This is a genomic window from Limnohabitans parvus II-B4 (genome assembly GCF_003063455.1).
Taxonomy (GTDB): Bacteria; Pseudomonadota; Gammaproteobacteria; order Burkholderiales; family Burkholderiaceae_C; genus Limnohabitans_A; species Limnohabitans_A parvus.
In genome coordinates this window covers 229870-255624 of record NZ_NESN01000002.1, presented here as the reverse complement: position 1 = coordinate 255624, position 25755 = coordinate 229870, and the positions used below count along the sequence as shown (strand labels likewise).

At 58.4% G+C, this 25755-nt stretch carries 31 protein-coding genes; 28 read left to right on the top strand and 3 right to left on the bottom strand.

Annotated elements, in window-relative coordinates; all coding sequences use genetic code 11:
• Positions 1–31: 31 nt before the first annotated feature.
• The 4 genes from B9Z37_RS05855 (at position 32) to B9Z37_RS05840 (ending at position 3847) form a co-directional block, all read left to right on the top strand.
• Positions 32–922 carry a DJ-1/PfpI family protein gene (locus B9Z37_RS05855; RefSeq protein WP_240606634.1) on the top strand — a complete coding sequence of 297 codons (891 nt, stop codon included), beginning with the start codon at positions 32–34 and terminating at the stop codon, positions 920–922.
• A 39-nt stretch (positions 923–961) separates the two neighbouring features.
• On the top strand, positions 962–1831 hold the full coding sequence (locus B9Z37_RS05850; protein ID WP_108312088.1) for a TauD/TfdA dioxygenase family protein: 870 nt from the start codon (positions 962–964) through the stop codon (positions 1829–1831).
• Between the two features lie 64 nt (positions 1832–1895).
• Positions 1896–2606 carry a PhaM family polyhydroxyalkanoate granule multifunctional regulatory protein gene (locus B9Z37_RS05845; RefSeq protein WP_108312087.1) on the top strand — a complete coding sequence of 237 codons (711 nt, stop codon included), beginning with the start codon at positions 1896–1898 and terminating at the stop codon, positions 2604–2606.
• Complete coding sequence (locus B9Z37_RS05840) at positions 2603–3847, top strand: FIST signal transduction protein (protein ID WP_108312086.1); 1245 nt, start codon at positions 2603–2605, stop codon at positions 3845–3847. The genes B9Z37_RS05845 and B9Z37_RS05840 overlap by 4 nt, the downstream gene beginning before the upstream one ends.
• On the opposite strand, the gene tgt is transcribed toward B9Z37_RS05840, so the two are convergent.
• The gene (gene tgt, locus B9Z37_RS05835; RefSeq protein ID WP_108312085.1) at positions 3848–5020 is read right to left on the bottom strand and encodes a tRNA guanosine(34) transglycosylase Tgt; all 1173 of its coding nucleotides are present in this window, start codon (positions 5018–5020) and stop codon (positions 3848–3850) included.
• A gap of 28 nt (positions 5021–5048) precedes the next feature.
• Positions 5049–6140: a tRNA preQ1(34) S-adenosylmethionine ribosyltransferase-isomerase QueA gene (queA, locus tag B9Z37_RS05830; protein ID WP_108312084.1), complete on the bottom strand. Its 1092-nt coding sequence runs from the start codon at positions 6138–6140 to the stop codon at positions 5049–5051.
• Positions 6141–6354: 214 nt separating this feature from the next.
• On the opposite strand from queA, the gene B9Z37_RS05825 reads away from it, so the two are divergent.
• From B9Z37_RS05825 to ubiA, 6 genes are all read left to right on the top strand, one after another.
• Entirely contained in the window at positions 6355–7350 is a 996-nt protein-coding gene (locus tag B9Z37_RS05825) for an ABC transporter substrate-binding protein (protein WP_240606660.1), read from the top strand.
• A gap of 1 nt (position 7351) precedes the next feature.
• Complete coding sequence (locus tag B9Z37_RS05820; RefSeq protein WP_108312082.1) at positions 7352–8167, top strand: ABC transporter ATP-binding protein; 816 nt, start codon at positions 7352–7354, stop codon at positions 8165–8167.
• Positions 8168–8179: 12 nt separating this feature from the next.
• Positions 8180–9016, top strand: coding sequence for an ABC transporter permease (locus tag B9Z37_RS05815; RefSeq protein ID WP_108312535.1), 837 nt, complete (start codon positions 8180–8182; stop codon positions 9014–9016).
• A 33-nt stretch (positions 9017–9049) separates the two neighbouring features.
• Positions 9050–11119 carry an ATP-dependent DNA helicase RecG gene (recG, locus tag B9Z37_RS05810; protein WP_205872551.1) on the top strand — a complete coding sequence of 690 codons (2070 nt, stop codon included), beginning with the start codon at positions 9050–9052 and terminating at the stop codon, positions 11117–11119.
• Positions 11120–11135: 16 nt separating this feature from the next.
• On the top strand, positions 11136–12098 hold the full coding sequence (locus tag B9Z37_RS05805) for a LysR substrate-binding domain-containing protein (protein WP_108312080.1): 963 nt from the start codon (positions 11136–11138) through the stop codon (positions 12096–12098).
• Between the two features lie 121 nt (positions 12099–12219).
• A complete protein-coding gene (gene ubiA, locus B9Z37_RS05800) occupies positions 12220–13077 on the top strand; it encodes a 4-hydroxybenzoate octaprenyltransferase (protein WP_108312079.1) in 858 nt (285 codons plus the stop codon).
• Positions 13078–13088: 11 nt separating this feature from the next.
• Here the strand turns inward: ubiA and proC are convergent, their stop codons facing one another.
• Positions 13089–13913 carry a pyrroline-5-carboxylate reductase gene (proC, locus tag B9Z37_RS05795; RefSeq protein ID WP_108312078.1) on the bottom strand — a complete coding sequence of 275 codons (825 nt, stop codon included), beginning with the start codon at positions 13911–13913 and terminating at the stop codon, positions 13089–13091.
• An 88-nt stretch (positions 13914–14001) separates the two neighbouring features.
• Between proC and glpK the strand changes: the two genes are divergently transcribed.
• The 18 genes from glpK (at position 14002) to B9Z37_RS05705 (ending at position 25739) form a co-directional block, all read left to right on the top strand.
• On the top strand, positions 14002–15504 hold the full coding sequence (gene glpK, locus B9Z37_RS05790; protein ID WP_108312077.1) for a glycerol kinase GlpK: 1503 nt from the start codon (positions 14002–14004) through the stop codon (positions 15502–15504).
• Positions 15505–15508: 4 nt separating this feature from the next.
• Positions 15509–17122, top strand: a complete 1614-nt coding sequence (locus B9Z37_RS05785) for a glycerol-3-phosphate dehydrogenase/oxidase (protein WP_205872550.1) — start codon at positions 15509–15511, stop codon at positions 17120–17122.
• Between the two features lie 273 nt (positions 17123–17395).
• Positions 17396–17764 carry a 50S ribosomal protein L14 gene (gene rplN, locus B9Z37_RS05780; protein ID WP_019427444.1) on the top strand — a complete coding sequence of 123 codons (369 nt, stop codon included), beginning with the start codon at positions 17396–17398 and terminating at the stop codon, positions 17762–17764.
• Between the two features lie 9 nt (positions 17765–17773).
• Entirely contained in the window at positions 17774–18094 is a 321-nt protein-coding gene (gene rplX, locus B9Z37_RS05775; RefSeq protein ID WP_108312076.1) for a 50S ribosomal protein L24, read from the top strand.
• A 2-nt stretch (positions 18095–18096) separates the two neighbouring features.
• Positions 18097–18636: a 50S ribosomal protein L5 gene (rplE, locus tag B9Z37_RS05770; protein ID WP_100174273.1), complete on the top strand. Its 540-nt coding sequence runs from the start codon at positions 18097–18099 to the stop codon at positions 18634–18636.
• A gap of 8 nt (positions 18637–18644) precedes the next feature.
• The gene (gene rpsN, locus B9Z37_RS05765) at positions 18645–18950 is read left to right on the top strand and encodes a 30S ribosomal protein S14 (RefSeq protein WP_090044604.1); all 306 of its coding nucleotides are present in this window, start codon (positions 18645–18647) and stop codon (positions 18948–18950) included.
• An 18-nt stretch (positions 18951–18968) separates the two neighbouring features.
• Complete coding sequence (rpsH, locus tag B9Z37_RS05760) at positions 18969–19364, top strand: 30S ribosomal protein S8 (protein WP_108285857.1); 396 nt, start codon at positions 18969–18971, stop codon at positions 19362–19364.
• 13 nt (positions 19365–19377) lie between these two features.
• Entirely contained in the window at positions 19378–19911 is a 534-nt protein-coding gene (gene rplF, locus B9Z37_RS05755) for a 50S ribosomal protein L6 (protein ID WP_026036520.1), read from the top strand.
• 11 nt (positions 19912–19922) lie between these two features.
• A complete protein-coding gene (gene rplR / locus B9Z37_RS05750) occupies positions 19923–20288 on the top strand; it encodes a 50S ribosomal protein L18 (protein WP_019429273.1) in 366 nt (121 codons plus the stop codon).
• Positions 20289–20305: 17 nt separating this feature from the next.
• Positions 20306–20824 (top strand): 30S ribosomal protein S5, encoded by a 519-nt coding sequence (gene rpsE, locus B9Z37_RS05745; RefSeq protein ID WP_019429274.1) that lies wholly within the window; start codon positions 20306–20308, stop codon positions 20822–20824.
• A gap of 14 nt (positions 20825–20838) precedes the next feature.
• Positions 20839–21021, top strand: a complete 183-nt coding sequence (gene rpmD, locus B9Z37_RS05740) for a 50S ribosomal protein L30 (protein ID WP_019429275.1) — start codon at positions 20839–20841, stop codon at positions 21019–21021.
• A 10-nt stretch (positions 21022–21031) separates the two neighbouring features.
• A complete protein-coding gene (gene rplO / locus B9Z37_RS05735; RefSeq protein ID WP_108312075.1) occupies positions 21032–21463 on the top strand; it encodes a 50S ribosomal protein L15 in 432 nt (143 codons plus the stop codon).
• 25 nt (positions 21464–21488) lie between these two features.
• Positions 21489–22808: a preprotein translocase subunit SecY gene (secY, locus tag B9Z37_RS05730; protein WP_108312074.1), complete on the top strand. Its 1320-nt coding sequence runs from the start codon at positions 21489–21491 to the stop codon at positions 22806–22808.
• 197 nt (positions 22809–23005) lie between these two features.
• Positions 23006–23119, top strand: a complete 114-nt coding sequence (gene rpmJ / locus B9Z37_RS05725; RefSeq protein ID WP_011481465.1) for a 50S ribosomal protein L36 — start codon at positions 23006–23008, stop codon at positions 23117–23119.
• 24 nt (positions 23120–23143) lie between these two features.
• On the top strand, positions 23144–23509 hold the full coding sequence (gene rpsM, locus B9Z37_RS05720) for a 30S ribosomal protein S13 (RefSeq protein WP_062407210.1): 366 nt from the start codon (positions 23144–23146) through the stop codon (positions 23507–23509).
• A gap of 19 nt (positions 23510–23528) precedes the next feature.
• Positions 23529–23933 (top strand): 30S ribosomal protein S11, encoded by a 405-nt coding sequence (gene rpsK / locus B9Z37_RS05715; protein WP_108285861.1) that lies wholly within the window; start codon positions 23529–23531, stop codon positions 23931–23933.
• 85 nt (positions 23934–24018) lie between these two features.
• Positions 24019–24642 carry a 30S ribosomal protein S4 gene (gene rpsD, locus B9Z37_RS05710; RefSeq protein ID WP_100174230.1) on the top strand — a complete coding sequence of 208 codons (624 nt, stop codon included), beginning with the start codon at positions 24019–24021 and terminating at the stop codon, positions 24640–24642.
• A gap of 104 nt (positions 24643–24746) precedes the next feature.
• Entirely contained in the window at positions 24747–25739 is a 993-nt protein-coding gene (locus tag B9Z37_RS05705; protein WP_108285862.1) for a DNA-directed RNA polymerase subunit alpha, read from the top strand.
• Positions 25740–25755 lie beyond the last annotated feature (16 nt).

Here is a 25755-nt window from a genome sequence, read left to right as displayed (position 1 = left end):
GGGCATCCGCAAGGGTGCCCCTTGAGCTCTCATGAACCGTCGTTATTTCTCTCGTTTGTTGTCCTGGCCCTCTGTGGCGCTGGGCTACTTGGCCATGCAGACGTCCCAAGCGTCGGCCAAGCCCGCTGCCGTGCAAGCGCCCTCAAAGCAAGCTGCTGATGAGCACCACTTGGCCACCATGGACCGTTACGCGCCGCTCATTGGCGGCCCCAAAATCACCATCGGCATGTTGGTTTATCCGGGCATGTTTTTGCAGGATTTGGTCGGACCCTTGACGGTGTTCGAGTCCTTGATGAACAAGGAAATTCACCTGCTCTGGAAAGACCTAGAGCCAGTGGGCAATGAAAGCCCGGGGCCTGCCGCGCTGATTCCGGTCAAACCCACCACCACCTTCGCGCAATGCCCCGAGCAGCTGGACGTGTTGTTTGTGCCCGGCGGTGTGCCGGGTACCTTCACCATGATGGAAGACCCGGAAGTCCTGGCCTTTCTCAAGGCCAAGGGTGAAACCGCCCGCTATGTGACCAGCGTGTGCACCGGCTCCTTGATTTTGGGGGCAGCGGGTTTGCTCAAGGGCTACAAAGCCACCTCGTATTGGGACACCCGTGATGTGCTCAAGGAGCTCGGCGCGATTCCCACGCGGGGCCGCATTGTGGTGGACCGCAACCGCATCACAGGCGGCGGCGTGACGGCCGGGATCGACTTTGGTCTCAAGCTGGTGGCACTGCTGAAAAGCCGGGTCTATGCCGAGGCGGTGCAGTTGTACCTGGAGTACGACCCGCAGCCCCCCTTCAATGCCGGTTCGCCCGAAAAAGCGCAGCCACTGGCCAGACAGTTCCTAAAAGACATGTTTGCCGGGATGCGGGCCAATGCGTTGGCGACGGCCAAGCGGGCGACGCAGAGACTGCTGAGTGGGCCAACCTGAGGTGGTCACCCCACGTAAACTGTTGGCAAAGGAAAAGTCATGGTCCATTCGATCCAATTGCCGCATGTTTACGAGTCATTTGTTGCCACGCCCTTCACCCCCAACATCGGGGCCACGCTCCATGGTTTGGACTTGTCGCAGCCACTGAGTGATCTCGCTCAAAGCGAGTTGAAGGCCGCTTTGGCCCGGTACGAGGTGCTCTTTTTTCGGGATCAAGTGCTCACCCCTGTTCAGCAGGTGGCCTTCACCCGCAGTTTTGGCCAAGTCAACGAAGTCAAAGCCTTCTTTCCCCGAGTGGAGAGCCAGCCCGAGATTGAAATTGTGGAAAGCACCGCCGAGCGCCCGGCTGCCAACAACAACTGGCATTCCGACATCACTTGGCAGGCCAACCCACCCATCGGCACCAGCTTGTATGCGCAAGTCATTCCGGCCAGCGGTGGCGACACCGTCTGGGCCAGCATGACCACCGCCTACGAGGCTTTGCCTGCTGACTTCAAAGCCTATCTGGAAACCCTGAGTGCCATGCACACTTGGGAGGTGACCGGCTGGACCGAATACTTGCTGCGCCAAGATGCCACGGGCGAACAGCTGCAGGCTGCTCGCGCCAAATACCCGCCCGTGACGCACCCGGTGGTGCGTGTGCACCCCGTCACAGGCAAAAAGATTTTATACGTCAACCCGACCTTCACCACCCACATCCACGGCCTGCCGCGCACGCAAAGCGACGCCTTGTTGGCGCAGTTGTTTGGGCTGATCACAGCGCCCGAAGTGCAGGCTCGGTTTTGCTGGCAGCCCCATTCATTGGCGGTTTGGGACAACCGCTCGACCCAGCACTACGCCGTGGCCGACTTTTATCCGCAGCACCGCAAGCTGCACCGCATCACGTTCACGGCAGACCATGCGTTTTGAGTGCGTCAGATTGTTTGAAAGCGTCTTCGGGTAAGCTTTGCTCAGTCCTTTTTCAGGAGACACCATGAGCGACTCATCCGCCTTCGGCTTTGGCAAATTCGTACCAGGCTTTGACTTCTTGCAAAACCTGTCCAAGACGGCAGCGCAAGCCACACCTGGCGCCAGTGCGGGCGCTGTGCCTGGCATGGCCAGCTGGGTGGCGCCCACGCTCAGCATCGAAGAAATCGACAAGCGCATTCAGGAGCTCAAGTCGGTGCTGTTCTGGTTGGAGCAAAACACCACGGCGCTCAAGGCCACCATCCAGGCGATGGAGGTGCAAAAGATGACCCTGTCCACGCTGCAAAGCATGAACGTGAGCATGGCCGATTTGGCCAAGGCCTTCACGGCCAAAGCACCTGCTGCTGGGCCACAAGCTGCTGCGCCCCAGCAGGCCGCACCGCAGCCCGAACCCGTTCAGCCAGAGCCTGATGTGGAGAAAGAGGCGACTGAAGAACCTTCGACGGGGGCCGCCTCAGCCAAGCCTGCTGTGGACCCGATGCAGTGGTGGGGGGCATTGACCCAACAGTTCCAAAATATTGCAGCGGCTGCTGTCAAAGACGTGGCCGCTGAAGCCATGAAGACGGGCATGACGGCCAAAGGGGCCAGCACGTCAGCTGCAGGCAAAAAACCGACCCCTGCCAAAAAGGCAGCAGCCAAGAAGACTGCCGCTGCCAAACGCAAACCGACTGCCAAATCTGCGCCGCGTCAGGCGGCCTCCAAGCGCAAAACGTCATGAAACTTTTTCCCTACGGCCACGCCACCCATCCGCAGTGGCGCATGGCCGCAGGATTGGTGCTGGCGCAGTTGCGAGCGCAGATGACCTTGCCCGACTATGCGGCGGAGCCCCGTTTGGCGCTGGTCTACATCACCGACCACTATGCCCACGAGGCACAAGCGCTGCTGGACCATTTGCGCCAGGAGTTGCCCGAAGTCACCGATTGGACGGGCACGGTGGGCGTGGGCATCGCGGTGAACAACGCCGAATACTTTGACGAACCGGCCTTGGCTGTCATGCTGTGCAATGTGCCTCCAGCGCATTACCGTGTGTTTTCGGGGGTGTCGCCATTGCCTGCCCACTGGGCCGACGCTGCTCTGGTGCATGCCGATCCGGCCACGCTCGATTTGGCAGAGTTGATTGATGAGATGGCCGCACGCACGCGGCAAGGGTATTTGTTTGGCGGCTTGACTTCCAGCCGCACCCGCAGCGTGCAGTTCGCCATCAGCGCCGACCAACCCCAAAGCTTGGTGGCGGGCGGCGTATTTGAAGGGGGCCTCAGCGGTGTGGCTTTTTCATCGCAGGTGAATTTGCTGTCTCGTGTGACGCAAGGCTGTCAGCCCATAGCCCCCGAGCGCGAGATCACCGAAGTCGACCAGCACCTGGTGCTCAAGCTCAACGGCGAGGCTGCACTGGATGTGCTGCTGGATGAATTGAACATCAACTTGAGTGAGCCGCAAAAAGCGATTCCGGTGGTGCGTTCAACATTGGTGGGGCTCAGCCCCTCTGGTCAGTCGGGCGTGGGCCGAACAGGTAATTTGGGCAACGATGTGTTGGTGCGTCACATTGTGGGTCTGGACCCCGCGCGCCAAGGGGTCGCTGTGGCCGAGCATTTGGAATTGGGCATGCGCTTGACGTTTTGTCGACGTGATGTGCACGCTGCCCGTGCCGATCTGGTGCGCGTGTGTGCCGAAATTCGCGAAGAACTTGAACCGGAAATGTTGTCGATACAGGCCATCAGCGCGCTCAGTGATGACCCAGTGCCCACCTTGCCGCAGGGGGGGCAACGCATTGCAGGAGCGGTTTATGTGAGCTGTACCGGAAGGGGCGGCCTTCACTTTGGTGGCCCCAGCGCCGAGCTGCAGATCATCCGCCACGCCTTGGGCGATGTGCCTTTGGTGGGGTTTTTTGCTGCAGGAGAGATTGCCCGCAACCATCTGTATGGTTACACCGGGGTGTTGACGGTATTCACGGCCGATTGATCACACCCCACGAGCTCTATCTGTCTTGAACTGCGCCCGGAACTGCGCGAACTGGCCCACGTCCAGCGACTCGCGCACTTCGCGCATCAGGTTCAGGTAGTAGTGCAGGTTGTGGATGGTGGTCAGCATGGGGCCGAGCATTTCGCCGCAGCGGTCCAGGTGGTGCATATAAGCGCGGCTGAAACCGTCTCGGCCACCGTTGTCCCACGACACGCCAGACGCTCCCGCACAGGCATGACAGGTGCAACTGGTGTCCAGTGGCTGCGGGTCGTTTTTGTGGCGGGCGTTGCGCAGCTTCAGGTCGCCAAAGCGGGTGAACACCGTGCCGTTGCGGGCGTTGCGGGTGGGCATCACGCAGTCGAACATGTCCACGCCATCGGCCACGCCTTGCACCAAATCCTCAGGGGTGCCCACGCCCATCAGGTAGCGTGGCTTGTTCGCGGGCAGGCGGTGCGGCGTGTGCGCCATGATCTGCAGCATCAGGTCTTTGGGCTCGCCCACGCTCACGCCGCCGATCGCGTAACCCGGAAAGTCCATCTCGACCAGCGCGTCCAGCGATTCCTGGCGCAGGTTTTCAAACATGCCGCCTTGCACGATGCCAAACAGTGCGTTGGGGTTTTCCAGGCGGGCAAATTCGTCTTTGGAGCGCACGGCCCAGCGGCGGCTCATCTCCATCGACTTGCGCGCTTCGGCCTCGGTGGTGAGGTGTCCCTTGGTCTCGTAAGGCGTGCACTCGTCGAGCTGCATCACGATGTCGGAGTTCAGGATGGTTTGGATCTGCATGCTGACTTCGGGCGACATGAAGAGCTTGTCGCCGTTCACGGGAGAAGCAAAGGTCACACCTTCTTCGGTGATCTTGCGCATGTCGCCCAGCGACCAGACCTGAAAACCGCCCGAGTCGGTCAGGATGGGCTTGTCCCATTTCTCGAACTGGTGCAGGCCGCCAAAGCCCTTCATGATGTCCAGCCCTGGGCGCATCCACAGGTGGAAGGTGTTGCCCAAAATGATCTGTGCGCCCATCTCGTGCAGGCTGCGCGGCATCACGCCTTTGACGGTGCCGTAAGTCCCCACGGGCATGAAGATCGGCGTTTGCACCACGCCATGGTTCAGGGTCAGCGTGCCGCGACGGGCGTGGCTGGAGGGGTCGGTTTTGAGCAGGTCGAATTGGAGCATGTCGAATTTTAGGCAGGGTGGTTGGGGTTCAGCGTGGCTGGGTGCGTGTCAGCAGCATCGCATCGCCATAGCTGAAGAAGCGGTATTGGTTCGCAATCGCGTGCCGATACAGGCCCATGATGTGTTCGTAGCCTGCAAACGCACTCACCAGCATCATCAGGGTGCTTTTGGGCAAGTGAAAGTTGGTGATGAGCCGATCCACCAAATGAAACTCAAAACCCGGTGTGATGAAGATTTGCGTGTCGCCGCTGGCTTGGCTAAATTTGGCCCACGACTCCAACGTGCGCACAGTGGTCGTGCCCACGGCCACCACTTGACCGCCTCTGGCTTTGCAGTCGGCGATGGCTTGTTGCGTGGCTTCGGGCACTTCATACCACTCGCGGTGCATGGTGTGGTCCGCAATGTTTTCGGTCTTGACCGGCTGAAAAGTGCCCGCGCCCACATGCAGCGTCACGCTGGCGCGTTGCACGCCCCGGGCCTCCAGTTGGGCCAACAGCGCTTCGTCAAAGTGCAACGCGGCTGTCGGTGCGGCCACAGCCCCCGGTGCACGCGCAAAAACGGTTTGGTAACGTCGGGCGTCTTCTTCGGTGTCTTGGTGTTCGATGGCGCCTGCTGGGCGTTCGATGTAAGGGGGCAGGGGCACCACGCCGTGCTTTTCCATCAAGGCGTGTGGCTCGTCGCTCAGCTGCAAATGGAAAAGTTGACCTTTTTCATCGGGCCAGCGACCCAGCAAAACGGCATCAAAGCCACCGTTGCGGGCACCGCCCGCCATGAACATCTTGCCACCCACCAAAGGCTTTTTGCTGACCTTCATGTGCGCCACGACCTGATGACCGGGCAAGACGCGCTCGATCAGCAGCTCCAGTTTGCCGCCCGAGGCCTTCTCGCCAAAGATACGGGCCTTGACCACTTTGGTGTCGTTGAAGACCAGCAAATCGCCCGCTTGCAGCAGGCTGGGCAGTTCATGAAAGATGCGGTCCACCACGGTGGCTGCTGAGCCATCCAGCAAACGCGAGCTGCTGCGCTCGGTGGCAGGGTGTTGGGCAATCAGTTCGGTGGGGAGTTCGAAGTCGAAGTCACTGAGGGTGAATTCGCGGAGGGATGAAACAGAGGCAGTCATGCTTCAGGGCCGGACAGGCCCGTTCGAAGTTGAAGAAGGGCATGATTTTCGCACGTTCAAAGGGGCGTTTGGCCTGTTTCAATCGCGTCACTGGGCAAGGGAATGCTCGGGGTCATGGATTAGACTGCATGCGCAATAATTCAGTGCATTAGCAGCACCCCATCAGGAGACAAAAACAATGACCTTCACCCGCCGTGACTTCATCGTCGGCAGCATGGCTGCCGCCGCTTTGCCCCAGCTGGCCCAAGCGCAAGCGCTTGAAAAGACCAAGCTCACCATTGCCGTGGGCGGCAAGAACCTGTTTTATTACCTGCCCTTGACCATTGCCGAGCAGCTGGGCTACTTCAAGGCCGAAGGCTTGGACGTGACCATCGTGGACTTCGCGGGCGGCTCGCGTGCCTTGCAGGCGGTGGTGGGCGGCAGTGCCGACGTGGTGTCGGGCGCGTTTGAGCACACCATCAACATGCAGTTCAAGGGCCAGCCCATGCGGGCCTTTGTGTTGCAAGGCGCGGCGCCCCAGATCGTGCTGGGTGTGAATCCCAAGACCCTGCCCAACTTCAAATCGGTGGCAGATTTGAAGGGCAAGAAAATCGGCGTGACAGCGCCAGGCAGCTCCACCAATGTGCTGGCCAATTTCGTGTTGGCCAAGGCGGGCCTCAAGCCCAGTGATGTGAGCTTTGTGGGCGTGGGGGCGGGCAGCGGCGCCGTGGCCGCCATGCGTGCCGGGCAGATCGATGCCATGAGCAATCTGGACCCGGTCATCACCCTCTTGACCCGTTCGGGCGACATGAGAATCGTCACCGACACGCGCAACATGGCCGAGGCCGAAAAGGTGTTTGGCGGGCCCATGCCTGCCGGGTGCCTGTATGCCCCCCAGCCTTTCCTGGACAAACACCCTCACACCGCGCAAGCGCTGGCCAATGCCATGGTTCGCGCCAACAAATGGATTCAGCAAGCCGGGGGCGGAGACATCATCAAGGCCGTGCCCGAGAGCTATTTACTGGGCGACCGGGCGGTGTACATCGACGGTTTCTTGGCCGCCAAGCAAGCCATGTCGGTGGACGGCAGCTTCCCGGCCAAGGGCGCAGAGACCGCCTTCAGGGCGCTGGCCAGTGTGGACGACAAACTGGCCGCCGCCAAGTTGAACCTGAACGCGGTCTACACCAACGACTTCGTGAAAAAAGCCAACGCCAAATACCCCAGGGGCTGATGTGAACCTGGCATCGATCGCGCTGCAGGGCGTGGCCTGCACCTTTGTCAGCCCCGATGCGCCGGGGCAGCGCTACACCGCTGTGCAAAACGTGTCGCTTACGGTGGCCGATGGCGAGTTCGTCAGCGTGGTGGGCCCCACCGGTTGCGGCAAGAGCACCTTGCTCAACATGGCGGCCGGTTTGTTGCAGCCAAGCCAAGGCTCGGTGCACATTTATGGCGAACCCTTGACAGGTGTGAATGCCCGAGCGGGCTACATGTTCCAGGCCGAAAGCCTGATGCCTTGGCGCACCGCTGTGCAAAACGTGATGGCGGGTCTGACGTTTCGCGGTGTGGACAAAAGCACCGCACAAGCGCAGGCCGAAGACTGGCTGCGTCGTGTGGGTCTGGGCGGTTTTGGCGACCGTTACCCGCACCAAATGAGCGGCGGCATGCGCAAGCGCGCGAGCCTGGCGCAGACCCTGGTGATGGACCCGGACATCATCTTGATGGACGAGCCCTTTTCTGCGCTCGACATCCAAACCCGCCAGCTGATGGAAAACGAGTTGCTGGCGCTGTGGCAGTCCAAAAAGAAGTCGGTGCTGTTCATCACGCACGATCTGGACGAAGCCATTGCCATGAGCGACCGTGTGGTGATCTTGAGTGCGGGGCCCGCGTCGCACCCGATTGGCGAATTCACCATCGATTTGCCGCGCCCGCGCGATGTGGCCGAAATCAAAATGACACCCCGCTTCATGGAACTGCACCAGGCCATCTGGGCGGTGCTGCGCGAAGAAGTGCTCAAGGGCTACCAACAACAACTGCAAAAAGCGATCTGAGTGCCCCCCATGATGACCACTGTTTGGAACCTGATCAAACCCCGCAAAGCCACATTGCGTCTGTGGCAGTTGGGTTTGCTGGTGCTCTTGTTTGTGGTCTGGCATGTGCTGACGCAGCCGGGGCTGGTCCCTCCCTTCATGTTCGACAACGACCGGCAAGCGGCGTTTTTCTTTGGCGAGCCGGTGCAGATATTTGAGCGCATCTGGGCCTGGTTTGTGGGCGATGCCAACATCTACCAGCATCTGGGCATCACCCTGATCGAGACCCTGCTGGCGTTTGCCATTGGCGCGAGCACGGGGCTGTTGGGCGGCTTGTGGCTGGCACTCTCGCCCATGGCCTCGGCCATTTTGGAGCCCTACATCAAGGCGCTGAACGCCATGCCCCGCATCATCTTGGCGCCGATTTTCTCGGTGTGGTTTGGCTTGGGCATCGGCTCCAAAGTGGCGCTGGGCGTGACGCTGGTGTTTTTCATCGTCTTCTTCAACGTGTACCAAGGTGTCAAGGAGGTCAGCCCCGTGGTCCTGGCCAATGCCCGCATGTTGGGCGCCAGCCAGCGCCAGTTGCTGCGCCACGTTTACCTGCCCAGTGCCACCAGCTGGGTGTTCAGCTCGCTGCACACCTCGGTGGGCCTGGCCTTTGTGGGCGCCGTGGTGGGCGAGTATCTGGGCTCCAGCCAAGGCGTTGGCTACTTGATTTTGCAAGCCGAAGGCAGTTTCGACATCAACACCGTCATGGCCGGCATCCTGGTCCTGACGGTCTTTGCCCTGGCCATCGACGCTTTGGTGGGCCTCATCGAAAAGCGTTTGATGAAGTGGCAGCCCAAGGTGGGTGAGACCGAAAAGCTGTGACCGATGGGCCTGGCTTCGCGGCACAATCACCCCATGCCCGCCAAGCCTGCTGCCACCCCCGCCAAAACGCTGTCTGCGCCTCAAAAAGCGCTGATCAAGCTGGGCTTGGTGCGTGACATCGATCTGGCTTTGCACCTGCCTTTGCGTTACGAGGACGAGACCCGCATCGTCAAGCTGCGCGATGTGCGCGAGGGCGACACCGCGCAGATCGAGGCCACCGTGACGGCTTGTGAGATCACGATGCGCCCGCGCCGCCAGTTGCTGGTGACGGTGGATGACGGATCAGACACTTGCGTGATGCGGTTTTTCAGCTTTTACCCCTCGCATCAGAAGGCGCTGGCGGTGGGCAACCGCATTCGGGCGCGGGGCGAGGTCAAGGGTGGTTTCATGGGCTTGACCATGATGCACCCCACGTTCAAGGCGGCGGGCGGCAATCTGGCCGAAGCGTTGACACCTGTTTACTCCACCGTCGCAGGACTGGCCCAGGCCTATTTGCGCCGGGCAGTCATCACGGGCCTGAACCATGCCGATCTGAGCGAGACCCTGCCCCCCGGCATCCCCTGGCCAGACCCGCGTGGGGCCTGGTCGTTGCGCGAGGCCTTGCAGTTCTTGCACCACCCTACGCCCGATGTGTCGTTGGCCTCGCTGGAAGACCGTAGTCACCCGGCCTGGATTCGCCTGAAATGCGAGGAGTTGCTGGCGCAGCAGCTGTCTCAACTGACCGCCAAGCGCGAGCGCGATTTGTTGCGGGCCCCTGCCCTGAAGCACAAAGCCCAAGGTTTGTATGGCCAGCTGCTCAAGGCATTGCCTTTTGGCCTGACCAATGCCCAGCAGCGTGTGGGCCGTGAGATCGCCCAGGACCTGGCCCGCCAGGTGCCCATGCACCGATTGCTCCAAGGCGATGTGGGTGCGGGCAAAACGGTGGTCGCGGCGCTGGCGGCCATGGTGGCGGTCGATGCCGGTTGGCAATGTGCCCTGATGGCCCCCACTGAAATTTTGGCCACCCAGCACTTTGCCAAGCTGGTGGGCTGGCTGGAGCCTTTGGGCGTCAAGGTCGCTTGGCTGATTGGCAGCCAAAAGAAGAAAGAACGCGCGGCCATGTTGGCGATGATCGAGTCGGGCGAAGCCGCGCTGGTGGTGGGCACCCACGCGGTGATTCAGGAGCACGTCAAGTTCAAAAATTTGGCGCTGGCCGTGATCGACGAGCAACACCGCTTTGGTGTGGCGCAGCGCCTGGCTCTGCGCGGCAAGATGCAAGAAGGCGGCATGGAGCCGCACATGCTGATGATGACGGCCACGCCCATTCCGCGCACCCTCGCTATGAGCTATTACGCCGACTTGGATGTGTCGGTCATCGACGAGCTGCCCCCAGGGCGCACGCCCATCGTCACGCGGGTGGTCTCCGATCACCGCCGCGACGAAGTGGTTGCGCGCATTGGGGCGCAGCTGCAACAGGGGCGGCAGGTGTACTGGGTGTGCCCGCTGATCGAAGAAAGTGAAGCGCTGGACCTGACCAACGCCACGCAAACCCACGCCGACCTGAGTGAGGCGTTACCGGGCGTGATGGTGGGGTTGCTGCACTCGCGCATGCCGGTGGCCGAAAAAAAGGCTGTGATGGACTTGTTCACCGCCGGTCAAATGGGCGTGTTGGTCAGCACCACGGTGATCGAGGTGGGGGTGGATGTGCCCAATGCCTCGCTGATGGTGATCGAACACGCCGAGCGCTTTGGCCTGAGCCAGCTGCACCAGTTGCGCGGCCGGGTGGGGCGGGGTGCGGCGGCATCGGCTTGTGTGCTGCTGTATGGCACGCCCGAAGGCGGGCGCTTGAGCGAGACTGCGCGTGAGCGCTTGCGCGCGATGGTCGAGACCAACGATGGTTTCGAGATCGCCCGGCGAGATTTGGAGATTCGCGGGCCGGGTGAGTTTTTGGGGGCACGCCAGTCGGGCGCGCCCTTGTTGCGCTTTGCCGATCTGGAAACCGACAGCCATTTGCTGGACTGGGCGCGTGCGCTGGCCCCACAGATGCTGGACCAGCACCCGTATTTGGCCGAGCGGCACATTGGCCGTTGGTTGGGCGGGAAATCTGAGTATCTGAAGGCTTGATGTTCAAATACGCCGCATGACCCTGACCGAACTCAAATACATCGTGGCTGTGGCCCGCGAAAAGCATTTTGGCAAGGCGGCCGAGGCTTGCTTTGTGTCGCAGCCCACTTTGTCGCTGGCCATCAAAAAGCTCGAAGAAGAGCTGGAGGTCAAGTTGTTTGAGCGCAGCGCCAGCGAGGTGTCTGTGACCCCGCTGGGCGAAGAGATCGTGCGCCAGGCGCAAAGCGTGCTGGAGCAGGCCAGCGAGATCAAGGAAATTGCCAAGCGCGGCAAAGACCCCTTGGCCGGCACCATGCGGCTGGGCGTGATCTACACGATTGGCCCTTACCTGCTGCCCGATTTGGTGCGCCAGATCATCACGGACATGCCGCAAATGCCTTTGATGCTGCAAGAAAACTTCACCGTGCGATTGCTGGAAATGCTGCGCACGGGCGAGCTCGATTGCGCCATTTTGGCGGAGCCGTTTCCCGAGTCGGGTTTGGCCGTGGCACCTTTGTACGACGAGACCTTCATGGCGGCTTTGCCCTTGAACCACCCCTTGGCCCAGGAAGCATCCATCACGCCTGAGCAGTTGAAAAACGAAACCATGCTGTTGCTGGGTGCGGGGCACTGCTTTCGTGACCATGTGCTGGAGGTGTGCCCCGAATTTGCGCGCTATGCGAGCCAGACCGATGGCATCCGCAAGACCTTTGAGGGCTCGTCCCTAGAGACGATCAAGCACATGGTGGCGGCAGGCATGGGCGTGACCTTGGTGCCGCGCCTGTCTGTGCCCGAGCTCAAGCCGGTGCACAAGCGTTCAGGCGGGCACCACGATTCACCCGTGCGTTACCTGCCCATCGTGGACCCGGCAGGTGGCAAGCCGCCCACCCGTCGTGTGGTGCTGGCCTGGCGTCGCAGTTACACCCGCTACGAAGCCATTGCCGCCGTGCGCAACGCCATCTATGCATGCCCGCTGCCCGGTGTGACGCGCTTGTCTTGAGGCCTTACATGTGTTTGTGGCATGTCATCCCGGGCGAAGACCCGGGATCCATCTGCGATCCTGGACAGTTGTTGCGCACGGCCATGACGCTCAGTGGTCGACTCGCACAGATAATTCCCGCATGACCGACAAACTCAAGCTCTACCTGGATCTGATTCGCTGGAACCGGCCTGCAGGTTGGTTGCTTTTACTGTGGCCGTCTTTGGCGGCTTTGTGGGTAGCCGCAGGCGGATTTCCCGGCTGGCATTTGATGGCGGTGTTCACTTTGGGCACCATCCTCATGCGCAGCGCGGGTTGTTGCATCAACGATGTGGCCGACCGTGACTTTGACAAGCATGTCAAACGCACGGCCAACCGCCCGGTGACCAGCGGGCGCATTGGTACCAAAGAAGCTTTGGGTGTAGGGGCGGTGCTGGCGTTGTGCGCGTTTGGCTTGGTGCTGACGACCAACGAGGCGACCATCCGCTGGTCGTTCGCGGCGCTGGCTGTGACGGTGATGTACCCCTATGCCAAACGCTTTGTGTCCATGCCGCAGGCGGTGTTGGGTGTGGCGTTCAGCTTTGGCATTCCGATGGCGTTTGCCGCTGTTCAAGGCCAGGTGCCGCTGTTGGCTTGGGCGCTTTTGTTGGGCAACCTGTTTTGGGTGTTGGCTTATGACACCGAATACGCCATGGTCGACCGCGATGACGACCTCAAAATCGGCATGAAGACCTCGGCCATCACGTTGGGTGACAACGATGTCCCCGCCATCATGGGTTTTTATGCAGCCTACCTCTTGATCTGGGCGTGGCTGCTCCATGCCCCCCTGCAAGGTCTGTGGTTTTGGCTGGCTTGGACCGTTTCTGCTGGCCAGGTAGTCTGGCATTATTTTCTGATACGCCAGCGCAGCCGCGAAGGCTGCTTCAAGGCATTTCGATTGAACCACTGGCTGGGATTGAGCGTGTTTGCGGCGGTGGTGTGGAGTGACCGCTTGGTCTGAGCTCAGCGTTTTCAGGCCTTGCCGAATTCGTCACCCAGCTCGCGGGCCCGCACTTCGGCCGCTTGCATGGCTTTCACAAACGAGGCTTTCACACCCGCGTCATCCAAGGATGTGATGGCCGCATAGGTGGTGCCGCCTTTGGAGGTGACCCGCTGGCGCAGCACTTCGGGGGATTCGGTCGATGCCGCAGCCAATGACGATGCGCCCGAAAAAGTGGCCACAGCCAGTTGGTAGGCTTGCTCGGCGCTCAGCCCCATGCCCACGCCTGCTTGGGTCATGGCTTCAAGGAAATAAAACACATAGGCAGGGCCAGAGCCCGACAAGGCGGTCACAGCATCCAGTTTGGACTCTTGGTCGACCCACACATATTGCCCTGTGGTGCCAATGACTTGTTCGACCAGTGCTTTGTCGGAAGCGGAGACCAAGGGGCATGGGAACAAGCCGGTGATGCCTTGGCCCACCAAGGCGGGTGTGTTGGGCATGCAGCGCACCACGCGCTCGGTGCCCACCCAGCGACAAATGCTGTCGGTGCGGATGCCTGCGGCCACGGACAGGTGCAGTGCACCTCGGGTGTGCGACATGACAGGCTCAGCCGCCTGACTGAAAATCTGGGGTTTGACCGCCCAGACCACCAAGGTGGCTTGAAGCAGTTCTGCACTGGCCGTGGGCAAGGCGGTGATGCCGAAATTTTGGTGCAATTTGGCGGCTGTTTCAGCAAAGGGTTCGACCACAGTGATTTGGTCAGGCTTCATGCCTTGGCGGATCAGTCCGCCGATGATGGCGCTGGCCATGTTGCCGCCGCCGATGAAGGCGATGTGTTGTGAGGGCGTGGTCATGACGGGTGTCTCAGGTGTGTCTGTGAAGTGGGCTCAATCGGAGCATTGTCGCTGTTTGTGAGCCGCAGTTTGCGTTAGTCTCTGCGCCATGGAATACATCCTTTCTTTGGACCAGGGCACGACCAGTTCGCGCGCGGTGGTGTTTGACCACTCGGGACAGGCCGTGGCGATCGCTCAACGCGAGTTTGCTCAGCATTTTCCCCGTCCGGGCTGGGTGGAGCATGACGCGCGCGAGATCTGGCAAACGCAGTTGGCCGTCATGCAGGACGTCATGGCGCAGGCCGGTATTGGGGCGGCTCAGTTGCGTGCGATGGGCATCACCAACCAGCGAGAGACAACGGTGCTTTGGGATCGCCGGACGGGTGAGCCCGTTGCGCCAGCTATCGTCTGGCAAGACCGCAGGACAGTGGCGTATTGCGAGACCTTGCGGGCGGCGGGGCATGCGGGCGCGATAGCGCGCAAGACGGGCTTGGTGCTGGATGCTTATTTTTCGGGCACCAAGCTGGCCTGGCTGTTGGATCATGTGCCGGGCGTCCGCGCTCGCGCAGAGCGTGGCGAGCTGGCCTTCGGCACGGTGGACAGCTGGCTGGTTTGGCAGCTCACCGGGGGACGTGTGCACGCGACGGATGCGAGCAACGCCTCTCGCACACTGCTGTTCAACTTGAAAACCGGGGGCTGGGACAACGACTTATTGGCCTTGCTGAACATTCCCGCGTCTGTGTTGCCGCAGGTGTTGCCTTCCTGCGGCATCGTGGCCGAAACCGAACCGTATTTATTGGGCCAAGCTGTTCCGATCGCAGGTTGGGCGGGCGATCAGCAAGCCGCCTTGTTCGGTCAGGCCTGCTTTGAGCCCGGCATGGCCAAGAATACATATGGCACAGGGTGCTTCATGCTGATGAACACGGGGGATCGGCCTGTGGCGAGTCGCCATCAGTTGCTCAGCACCGTGGCTTGGCGCGGGCCTGTCAATGCCGCTCGCCCTATGGCGTATGCGCTGGAAGGCTCGGTGTTCATGGCGGGTGCCACGGTGCAATGGCTGCGCGATGGCTTGCAGATCATTCAGAGCGCGCCAGAGGTGGAGGCGCTGGCGGCCAGCGTACCCGATACGGGTGATGTTTTTCTGGTCCCCGCCTTTGCGGGCTTGGGAGCACCCGACTGGGATGGGCAGGCGCGCGGCACCTTGGTGGGCATGACCCGTGGCACACGGTGTGCCCATATCGCCAGGGCCGCCTTGGAGGCCATTGCCTTGCAAACGGCCGATGTGTTTTCAGCCATGGCCGCGGACAGCGGCTTGGCGCTGACAGAGTTGCGGGTGGATGGGGGGGCATCCCGCAATGACTTGCTGATGCAAATTCAGGCCAACGTTCTGGGTGTCTCTGTCGTTCGCAGTCGGGTGACTGAGACCACGGCGCTGGGCGCTGCCTATTTGGCAGGGTTGGCGACGGGTTATTGGGCGGATGCTCAGGAGATTTCGACGCAATGGCAAGAAGATCGCCGTTTCGAGCCCGAATGGGGTGACGAGCAACGGCAGCAAATGACACAACGTTGGCGTGAGGCGGTGGCTCGTTCTCGCGCTTGGGCCAAGGATTGATGTGGTGAACAAAGACCGAGACGCGTTGACCGCCCCGTTGCAAAGCCTGCGGGAGGATTTACTGACCCGTTTGCAAGCGCCCGTGATTTGGGATTTGGTGGTGGTCGGCGGTGGGGCGACTGGCTTGGGCGTTGCGCTGCAAGCGGCCAGTGAAGGGCTGACCGTGGCGTTATTGGAGGCGCAGGATTTGGCGCAAGGCACGTCATCCCGGTCTACCAAATTGGTGCACGGCGGGGTGCGTTACCTGGCGCAAGGCCATTGGCCTTTGGTGCGCGAGGCGCTGCATGAGCGTCGGGCTTTACTCGAACGTGCGCCCCATCTGGCGCAACCCTTGGCCTTTGTGATGCCCACCTACCGCTTTGGAGAGCAGGCGTTTTATGGGATGGGGCTTAAGCTGTACGAGTGGTTGGCCGCTTCGGCCAGTTTGGGCAAGACTGAATTTTTGGATGCCCAGGCGACGCAGGCTGTTATTGCGGGTGTTCGCACCGACGGTTTGCGCGGCGGCGTGCAGTATTGGGATGGGCAGTTTGACGATGCCCGTCTGGCTGTCGCTTTGGCTCGCACCGCAGCCCGAGAGGGCGCGTGCGTGATCAACCATGTGGCCGTACAAAGCCTCATGTATGAAGATGGGCGTGTCGTGGGGGTGCGAGCGAAAGATGCAGAACAAGGTGCCGAGTTCGATGTCAGAGCCCAATGCGTGGTCAATGCCACCGGGGTGTGGGTCGATGGCTTGCGTTTGGCAGATGGCCGTCAGCGTGGGCAGGTCTTGCCCGATCTGGTGGCTCCCAGTCAAGGGGTGCATTTGGTGGTCGATGCATCGTTTTGGCCTGGTGAAAAGGCTTTGCTTGTGCCTAAAACAGCCGATGGTCGGGTGTTGTTTGCGGTACCCTGGATGGGCAAAGTGCTGTTGGGTACAACCGATACGGCGCGCGAAGATGCCCCCCAAGAACCCCGCCCGGTCAGCGAAGAGGTCGATCTGATCCTGAACGAAGCGGGTCGGTATTTGCAAAAAGCCCCCCGACGGGAGGATGTATTGAGTGCATGGGCTGGGCTGCGCCCCTTGGTCAAGGCCGAAGCGACTGTGGCCGCATCTGCGGGGGCAACCCAAAGCATCAGCCGTGAGCATCATGTGGAGGTTTCCCCTACGGGCCTGGTGTCGGTGACCGGTGGCAAATGGACCACATACCATGCCATGGCAGAGGATGTGCTGCGCCAAGCTCGACGTCAGGCGGGTCTGAAAATGCCTGTCCGCGTGATGGCCGCTGCCGACCAATTGGTTGGGGCCCCCCGAGCAGATGGTCTTGGCGTAGCTTTGGCCCGTTCGGCAGGTTTACATCTATATGGAACAGAGCAGGGGTGGGTCACTGCCTTGCCCGGTGGTGAAACCTCGTTGGCACCGGGTTTGACGGAGGGCATGGTTCGGTTCGCGGCGCGTTATGAATACGCGAGGAGTGTCGAGGATGTCTTGGCCAGGCGCTCCAGGTGCCTGTTCCTGGATGCTGCACTGGCCAAAGCCCTAGCACCCAGAGTCGCGCAGATTCTGCAAGAAGAATTGGGCATTGACCCCGGTTTGGCTGCATTTGAGGCTTTGGCTGAGGACTATGCGCGGTGTCCGTGAGTCCGGCTAAATGGCTGTGGCCGCCCGAAATGCCCCCTTTGCACACGCCAAAGGCGCGGGAACTGGGTGGGTCATGGGAAATTATTTTCAAAAGACGTTGCATCCCTTGATTTTTTCAGACATAATCGAGGGCTTCGCTTTGCAAAAGGCGTAAGTATCTGCCCAAACAGAAGCGCTGCGAGTGGTTCGCGGTGTGAATGACGGGTCCAAGACTGATTTCTGTTGGTTGGCTGTAAGGCTGGCTGGCAAGAAATACAAGTTGGGAATAAAGAAATGATCCAGACAGAATCTCGGTTGGATGTGGCCGACAACACCGGCGCCAAGTCCGTGCTGTGCATTAAGGTGCTCGGCGGGTCTAAGCGTCGCTATGCAAGTGTTGGCGACATCATCAAAGTGAGCATCAAAGAAGCCGCTCCACGTGGTCGCGTCAAAAAAGGCGAGATCTACAGTGCTGTGGTGGTTCGTACGGCCAAGGGCATCCGCCGTGGCGATGGCTCCCTCATCAAATTCGATGGCAATGCTGCTGTGTTGCTGAATGCCAAGTTGGAGCCTATCGGCACCCGCATCTTCGGCCCGGTCACGCGTGAACTGCGTACCGAGAAGTTCATGAAGATCGTGTCCCTGGCTCCTGAAGTACTGTAAGGACGCGCCATGAACAAGATTCGCAAAGGCGACGAGATCATCGTCATCACAGGTCGTGACAAAGGCAAGCGCGGCACAGTGTCGTTGCGCGCCAGCGATTCACACCTCGTGATTGAAGGTGTGAACCTCGTTAAGAAGCACGCCAAGCCAAACCCTATGAAGGGCACAACTGGCGGCATCATCGAAAAGGCCATGCCGATTCACCAATCCAATGTGGCGATTTTCAACGTCGCAACAGGCAAGGCTGATCGCGTGGGCATCAAGCTGCAAGCTGACGGCAAACGCGTTCGCGTTTACAAGTCGAGCGGCGAAGAAATCAAGGTGGCATGAGCATGGCACGTTTGCAACAAATCTTCCGCGAGAAAATCGCTGCCGAATTGACAGCCAAATTTGGCTACAAGTCGCCTATGCAGGTTCCTCGCATCACCAAGATCACCTTGAATATGGGTGTGTCTGAAGCGGTGGCTGACAAAAAAGTCATGGACCACGCTGTGAGCGACTTGACCAAAATCGCAGGCCAGAAGCCTGTGGTGACCAAGGCCAAGAAAGCCATTGCCGGTTTCAAGATCCGTGAGCAACAGCCTATCGGTTGCATGGTGACATTGCGTGGCGTTCAGATGTATGAATTCCTGGACCGTTTCGTGACCGTGGCTTTGCCTCGCGTTCGTGACTTCCGTGGTATCTCTGGTCGCGCATTTGATGGCCGTGGCAACTACAACATCGGCGTTAAAGAGCAGATCATTTTCCCTGAGATTGAGTACGACAAGGTTGATGCCTTGCGCGGTCTCAACATCAGCATCACCACAACGGCCAAGTCTGATGAAGAGTGCAAAGCGCTCTTGACAGCTTTCCGCTTCCCCTTCAAGAACTGAGGTGTCACGTGGCTAAAGTAGCTTTGATCGAGCGTGAGCTCAAGCGTGAAAAACTGGCAGCAAAGTACGCGAAAAAATACGCGGAATTGAAAGCCATCGCCAACGATGCCAAGCGCAGCGATGAAGAGCGTGCAGCCGCCCGTCTGGGTCTGCAAAAGCTCCCGCGCAACGCCAACCCGACCCGCCAACGCAACCGCTGTGAAATCACCGGTCGCCCACGCGGTACGTTCCGTCAATTTGGTCTGGGCCGCGCCAAGATCCGTGAATTAGCCTTCGCAGGCAACATTCCGGGCGTGACCAAGGCCAGCTGGTAATCGGCAGGAGATAACAACATGAGCATGAGTGATCCTATTGCCGATCTGTTGACCCGCATCCGTAACGCACAAATGGTGTCAAAAGCCAACGTGTTGGTTCCATCTTCCAAAGTGAAGGTCGCCATCGCCCAAGTGCTGAAAGATGAAGGCTACATTGATGGCTTCCAAGTCAAAACCGAAGATGGCAAAGCCACCCTCGAAATCGCCCTGAAGTACTACGCTGGCCGTCCGGTCATCGAGCGTATTGAGCGCGTGAGCCGTCCTGGCCTGCGTGTGTACAAAGGCCGTGATGCTATTCCTCAAGTCCAAAACGGCTTGGGCGTGGCCATCGTCACCACGCCTCAGGGTGTGATGACTGATCGCAAAGCACGTGCAGCCGGCGTCGGCGGCGAAGTGCTGTGCTACGTCGCTTAAAGGGAGAAAAAGAATGTCCCGCGTAGGAAAAATGCCTGTGACCATCCCCGCTGGTGTGGATGTGTCGATCAAACAAGATCAAATCAGTGTGAAGGGCGCCGGTGGTCAATTGGCCATCGCATCCAACATGCTGGTGACCGTGAGCAACGAAGGTGGCAAGCTGAGCTTTGCCCCTGCCAATGATTCGCGTGAAGCCAATGCCATGAGTGGCACCTTGCGTCAGCTGGTGAACAACATGGTGACTGGCGTGACCAAAGGCTTTGAGAAGAAGCTGAACCTGGTCGGTGTGGGTTACAAGGCGGCTGCCTCTGGCGCCAAATTGAACCTGGCTGTTGGTTACTCACATCCTGTCAACATCGATATGCCTGCTGGCATCACGGTGGCCACCCCAACCGCGACTGAAATCGTGATCAAGGGTGCCGACCGGCAACGTGTTGGCCAAATTGCTGCTGAGATCCGTGCTGTTCGTCCTCCTGAGCCTTACAAAGGCAAGGGCATCCGTTATTCGGATGAGAAGATCACGATCAAAGAGACTAAGAAGAAATAAGGAGCTGCATCATGTTGACCAAGAAAGAGCAGCGTCTCCGTCGTGCACGTCAAACACGCATCCGCATTGCACAGCAAGGCGTAGCCCGTTTGACCGTGAACCGCACCAACCTGCATATCTACGCCAGCGTTATCTCTGGCTGCGGTACCAAAGTGTTGGCCAGTGCATCCACTGCCGAAGCCGAAGTGCGCACGGCTTTGGGCGCTACAGGCAAAGGCGGCAATGCCGCTGCTGCCGCCGTCATTGGCAAGCGCATTGCTGAAAAAGCAAAAGCTGCTGGCGTTGAGAAGGTCGCCTTCGACCGCGCAGGTTTCGCTTACCACGGTCGTGTCAAGGCTTTGGCCGAAGCAGCCCGTGAAGCAGGTCTGCAGTTCTAAACGGATCGGAATTACAAATGGCTAAATTTACAGCAAAACCGCAGAGCGACGGTCCTGAAGACGGTCTGCGCGAAAAGATGATCGCGGTCAACCGCGTGACCAAAGTGGTCAAGGGTGGCCGTATCTTGGGTTTCGCCGCATTGACCGTGGTGGGTGATGGCGATGGCAAAGTGGGCATGGGCAAAGGCAAGTCAAAAGAAGTGCCTGCAGCTGTGCAAAAAGCGATGGAAGAAGCCCGTCGCAACCTGGCCAAAGTCCACCTCAAAAATGGCACGATTCACCATGCTGTGCACGGTCATCACGGCGCAGCCCGCGTCATGATGGCTCCAGCGCCGAAGGGTACCGGCATTATCGCTGGTGGTCCTATGCGTGCTGTGTTCGAAGTGGTGGGTATCACCGACATCGTGGCCAAGAGCCATGGTTCGTCCAACCCTTACAACATGGTTCGTGCCACTTTGGACGCTTTGTCCAATTGCACGACAGCTTCCAACGTGGCTGCCAAGCGTGGCAAGTCTGTTGAAGAGCTGTTCGGCTGAACCGGAGAACGAACATGACGACACAATCAACCGTGAAAGTCCAACTGGTTCGCAGCCCGATTGGCACCAAAGTTTCGCACCGCGCCACTGTTCGTGGCTTGGGTCTGCGCAAGCTCAACTCCGTGAGTGAGCTGCAGGACACACCCGCAGTGCGCGGCATGATCAACAAGATCAGCTATCTGGTCAAAGTTCTCTAAGAGGCCGATGATGGAACTCAATAGCATCAAGCCCGCAGAAGGCTCCAAGCACGCACCTCGCCGCGTAGGCCGTGGTATCGGTTCGGGTCTGGGTAAAACCGCAGGCCGTGGTCACAAAGGTCAAAAATCCCGTTCGGGCGGCTACCACAAGGTGGGCTTCGAAGGCGGTCAAATGCCTTTGCAGCGCCGTCTGCCCAAGCGTGGCTTCAAGTCGCATTTGCTCAAGTACAACGCAGAAATCACTTTGACTACCCTGGCCCGTTTGGACTTGGCTGAAGTCGATGTGTTGACTTTGAAGCAAGCTGGTCTGGTGTCGCAAATGGCCAAAGTGGTCAAAGTGATCAAGTCTGGTGAGCTCGCAAAAGCTGTCAAATTGACAGGTATTGGTGCGACAGCAGGTGCCAAAGCAGCGATTGAAGCTGCCGGTGGCTCCGTCGCCTGAATGTTGACAAAAGTCGAGAAGCATCGTGGCAACCAGCGCTAATCAGACAGCCAAAGCAGGCAAGTTCGGCGACCTCCGTCGTCGGCTGGTCTTCTTGCTGCTCGCGCTGGTCGTTTACCGTGCTGGCGCGCACATTCCTGTCCCGGGTATTGATCCTGCGCAACTGAAGCAGTTGTTCAACGGACAACAAGGCGGCATCCTGAGCTTGTTCAACATGTTCTCGGGTGGTGCTTTGTCGCGGTTTACCGTGTTCGCCTTGGGCATCATGCCTTACATCTCTGCATCCATCGTGATGCAATTGCTGACGTACGTTCTTCCTGCTTTTGAGCAAATGAAGAAAGAAGGCGAGGCAGGGCGTCGCAAAATTACCCAATACACGCGTTTTGGCGCATTGGGCTTGGCGGTGTTTCAGTCTTTGGGTATTGCTGTAGCGTTGGAAGCTTCTGCAGGCTTGGTGATCAATCCTGGATTCGGTTTCCGTATGACTGCGGTGGTTAGTTTGACTGCTGGAACGATGTTCCTGATGTGGTTGGGCGAACAAATTACAGAGCGTGGCCTCGGGAATGGTATTTCGATCCTGATTTTTGCAGGTATTGCTGCAGGTTTGCCAAGTGCATTGGGTGGGCTGTTTGAGCTCGTGCGCACAGGTGCCATGAATCCACTGGTGTCAATTCTGATCATTGCTGTGGTTGTTCTGGTGACTTATTTTGTGGTGTTCGTTGAACGCGGCCAGCGCAAGATATTGGTCAACTATGCACGCCGTCAGGTAGGTAACAAAGTTTATGGTGGCCAGTCTTCGCACTTGCCATTGAAGTTGAACATGGCCGGTGTGATTCCTCCCATTTTTGCTTCATCGATCATTTTGTTGCCGGCGACAGTGATCAATTGGTTCAGTTCTGGTGAAACAGACAGCGTGGTTGTCCGTTTCTTCAAGGATGTTTCAAGCAGCTTGACACCAGGTCAACCGATCTATGTCATGTTGTATGCAGCAGCCATTGTGTTTTTCTGCTTTTTCTACACAGCGTTGGTTTTCAACAGCCGTGAAACAGCAGATAACCTCAAGAAGAGTGGCGCGTTCATTCCCGGCATTCGCCCAGGTGATCAGACTGCTCGATACATCGACAAGATCTTGCTGCGTTTGACAATGGCTGGTGCTGCATACATCACGTTTGTTTGTTTGCTGCCTGAGTTCTTGATTCTGAAATATAATGTTCCGTTTTACTTTGGTGGCACATCGTTGCTCATCATTGTGGTCGTGACCATGGATTTCATGGCGCAAGTACAAAATTATTTGATGTCACAACAGTACGACTCGCTTCTAAAGAAAGCCAGTTTCAAGTCCTGATCGTTTCGCAAGACTTTAATCTTGCAGCAACAAAGGTCTGAGAAGTTGTCTGTTGTGATGGTGTGTTGAAAGGCGGGGCAGTAAAGCCTGATTTCAACCAGATTGTTTCGGTAAAGAATCCCCGTGCTTTGGTGTGGGGCCACAAATTTCACCTGGTCTGAAAAAGTCCGGGTAACGATGAGTTTTAGGAGAAAACCATGAGAGTTTCGGCTTCGGTGAAAAAAATTTGCCGCAACTGCAAAATCATTCGCCGTAAAGGCGTTGTTCGTGTGATTTGCACAGATCCACGTCACAAGCAGCGTCAAGGCTGATTGAATTAGTTTTAGAGGACGAAAATGGCACGTATCGCTGGCATCAACATTCCGCCGCACAAACATGCTGAGATTGGCTTGACCGCCATCTTCGGTATTGGTCGCACCCGCGCTCGACAAATTTGCGAGGCCTCTGGCATCGCTTATTCCAAAAAGATCAAAGATCTGACGGACGCTGATCTCGAGAAAATTCGCGATCAAATCGCAGCTTTCACCATCGAAGGTGATCTGCGTCGCGAAACTACCATGAACATCAAGCGTTTGATGGACATTGGTTGCTATCGTGGTTTCCGTCACCGTCGCGGTTTGCCAATGCGCGGCCAGCGTACACGTACCAATGCACGTACTCGTAAGGGTCCGCGCAAAGGTGCAGCGGCTCTGAAGAAATAAGCAGGATTGAGAGACCACTATGGCTAAAGCACAATCAAGCAGCGCATCGCAACGCGTTCGTAAAAAAGTCCGCAAGAACATTGCTGACGGCATTGCACACGTTCACGCTTCTTTCAACAACACCATCATCACGATCACCGATCGTCAAGGCAATGCCTTGTCGTGGGCTTCATCGGGTGGCCAAGGCTTCAAAGGTTCGCGTAAATCGACACCTTTCGCCGCACAGGTTGCCTCCGAAGTCGCTGGTCGTGCAGCACAAGAACAAGGCATCAAAAACCTGGACGTCGAAATCAAGGGCCCCGGTCCTGGTCGCGAGTCTTCGGTTCGTGCCCTGGGTGCATTGGGTATCCGCATTACATCCATCGCTGATGTGACACCCGTTCCGCACAACGGCTGCCGCCCTCAAAAGCGCCGTCGTATCTAATTACCAACCAAGCCCACCGCCAGGCCATGCTTGCATCGCCTGGCTCCCGCATTTTTGATGCGGCAGATGCATAAAAGGATTTCAAGTGGCACGTTACCTCGGCCCCAAGGCCAAACTTTCTCGCCGTGAAGGCACTGATTTGTTCCTGAAGAGCGCACGTCGCTCCATCGCGGACAAGTCTAAATTTGACACCAAGCCTGGCCAGCACGGCCGCACTTCGGGTCAACGCACTTCGGACTACGGTCTGCAATTGCGCGAAAAGCAAAAAGTCAAGCGCATGTACGGCGTGTTGGAGAAGCAGTTCCGCCGCTATTTTGCTGAAGCCGATCGCCGCAAAGGCAACACAGGTTCCAACTTGTTGGGCTTGCTCGAGTGCCGTCTGGACAACGTGGTTTACCGCATGGGCTTTGGCTCTACTCGCGCTGAAGCACGTCAGATGGTGTCACACAAAGCCATTACGGTGAACGGCCAATCCGTGAACATCCCTTCGTACCTGGTCAAGGCTGGTGACGTGGTCGCTGTTCGTGAAAAGTCTAAAAAGCAAAACCGTGTGGTTGAAGCTTTGCAATTGGCTTTGCAAGTGGGTATGCCTGCTTGGGTCGAAGTCAACGCCGACAAGGCAGAAGGCACCTTCAAGAAGGTTCCTGATCGTGATGAATTCGCTGCAGACATCAACGAATCCTTGATCGTCGAACTGTACTCGCGTTAATTCTGAGTCGTTTCAATCGTTCCCGGGCTGTCTTTCTAAGCGGCACCGGGTGCTTCATCAGCCTTACCGGTGTAACGGACCGGGGGTATTGAGAGGAAGTCTGAATGCAAACCAATCTGTTGAAACCCAAAGCCATCCAAGTCGAGCAATTGGCCGCCAACCGTGCAAAAGTCACGTTGGAGCCTTTCGAGCGTGGCTATGGTCACACACTCGGTAACGCGCTGCGTCGTGTTTTGTTGTCTTCTATGGTCGGTTACTCCGCCACTGAAGTCACGATTGCCGGTGTCGTGCATGAGTATTCATCTATCGATGGTGTCCAAGAAGATGTGGTCAACATCCTTTTGAACCTCAAAGGTGTGGTTTTCAAACTGCACAACCGTGACGAAGTGACACTGAGTTTGCGCAAAGACGGTGAAGGTGCCGTGACTGCCGCTGACATCCAGACACCTCACGATGTTGAAATCATCAACCCTGAACACGTCATTGCCAATTTGTCGCACGGCGGCAAACTGGACATGCAGATCAAGGTCGAAAAAGGTCGTGGCTATGTGCCCGGCAGCATGCGTCGCTTTGCTGACGAGCCAACCAAAGCCTTGGGCCGCATTGTTCTGGATGCGTCTTTTTCACCGGTAAAGCGCGTGAGCTACACCGTTGAAAGCGCTCGTGTTGAGCAACGTACCGATTTGGACAAGCTGGTCATTGAAATCGAAACCAACGGTGCCATCACCGCTGAAGATGCTGTGCGTTCTTCGGCCAAGATCTTGGTTGAGCAATTGGCTGTCTTCGCACAGCTTGAAGGCAGCGAATTGTCTGCGTTCAATGAACCAGCTCAGCGCGGTGGTGCAGGCAGTTTCGATCCGATCCTGTTGCGTCCCGTGGATGAGCTCGAACTCACGGTTCGTTCGGCCAACTGCCTCAAAGCAGAAAACATTTACTACATCGGTGACCTCATCCAGCGTACCGAGAATGAGTTGCTCAAGACCCCTAACCTGGGTCGCAAGTCACTCAACGAAATCAAGGAAGTCTTGGCTTCCCGCGGTTTGACTTTGGGCATGAAGCTCGAAGCTTGGCCACCAGCTGGTCTGGAAAAGCGATAATACAAAGTTCCCGGAA